The sequence below is a fragment of the Paenarthrobacter sp. MSM-2-10-13 genome, from assembly GCF_011605365.1.
GTDB lineage: Bacteria > Actinomycetota > Actinomycetes > Actinomycetales > Micrococcaceae > Arthrobacter.
On record NZ_JAAOXO010000020.1, the window covers coordinates 1 to 1,245 of the forward strand.

1 rRNA gene is annotated in these 1,245 nt (G+C 56.7%); it reads left to right on the forward strand.

Annotated features, from left to right (window positions below):
- A 16S ribosomal RNA gene (locus tag HAV21_RS21955) occupies positions 1 to 1,070 on the forward strand; the annotation flags it as partial.
- Positions 1,071 to 1,245 lie beyond the last annotated feature (175 nt).

Genomic DNA, 1,245 nt, shown 5'->3' on the forward strand with positions numbered 1-1,245 from the left:
AAGTGACGGTACCTGCAGAAGAAGCGCCGGCTAACTACGTGCCAGCAGCCGCGGTAATACGTAGGGCGCAAGCGTTATCCGGAATTATTGGGCGTAAAGAGCTCGTAGGCGGTTTGTCGCGTCTGCTGTGAAAGACCGGGGCTCAACTCCGGTTCTGCAGTGGGTACGGGCAGACTAGAGTGCAGTAGGGGAGACTGGAATTCCTGGTGTAGCGGTGAAATGCGCAGATATCAGGAGGAACACCGATGGCGAAGGCAGGTCTCTGGGCTGTAACTGACGCTGAGGAGCGAAAGCATGGGGAGCGAACAGGATTAGATACCCTGGTAGTCCATGCCGTAAACGTTGGGCACTAGGTGTGGGGGACATTCCACGTTTTCCGCGCCGTAGCTAACGCATTAAGTGCCCCGCCTGGGGAGTACGGCCGCAAGGCTAAAACTCAAAGGAATTGACGGGGGCCCGCACAAGCGGCGGAGCATGCGGATTAATTCGATGCAACGCGAAGAACCTTACCAAGGCTTGACATGAACCGGAAAGACCTGGAAACAGGTGCCCCGCTTGCGGTCGGTTTACAGGTGGTGCATGGTTGTCGTCAGCTCGTGTCGTGAGATGTTGGGTTAAGTCCCGCAACGAGCGCAACCCTCGTTCTATGTTGCCAGCGCGTGATGGCGGGGACTCATAGGAGACTGCCGGGGTCAACTCGGAGGAAGGTGGGGACGACGTCAAATCATCATGCCCCTTATGTCTTGGGCTTCACGCATGCTACAATGGCCGGTACAAAGGGTTGCGATACTGTGAGGTGGAGCTAATCCCAAAAAGCCGGTCTCAGTTCGGATTGGGGTCTGCAACTCGACCCCATGAAGTCGGAGTCGCTAGTAATCGCAGATCAGCAACGCTGCGGTGAATACGTTCCCGGGCCTTGTACACACCGCCCGTCAAGTCACGAAAGTTGGTAACACCCGAAGCCGGTGGCCTAACCCTTGTGGGGGGAGCCGTCGAAGGTGGGACCGGCGATTGGGACTAAGTCGTAACAAGGTAGCCGTACCGGAAGGTGCGGCTGGATCACCTCCTTTCTAAGGAGCTGCTAACAACTGGTTGCTGTGCCTGCATGGGTGTGGTGGTGGTTGTCAGTGTTGCCCATTGCGCAGGCGTCTGTTCTGCGGTGGGTGCTCATGGGTGGAATATCAACGAATCAAATTTTTTTGGCATGGCCTTGACTGGTTGTGTCCTGGTGCTAGTACGGCGGCC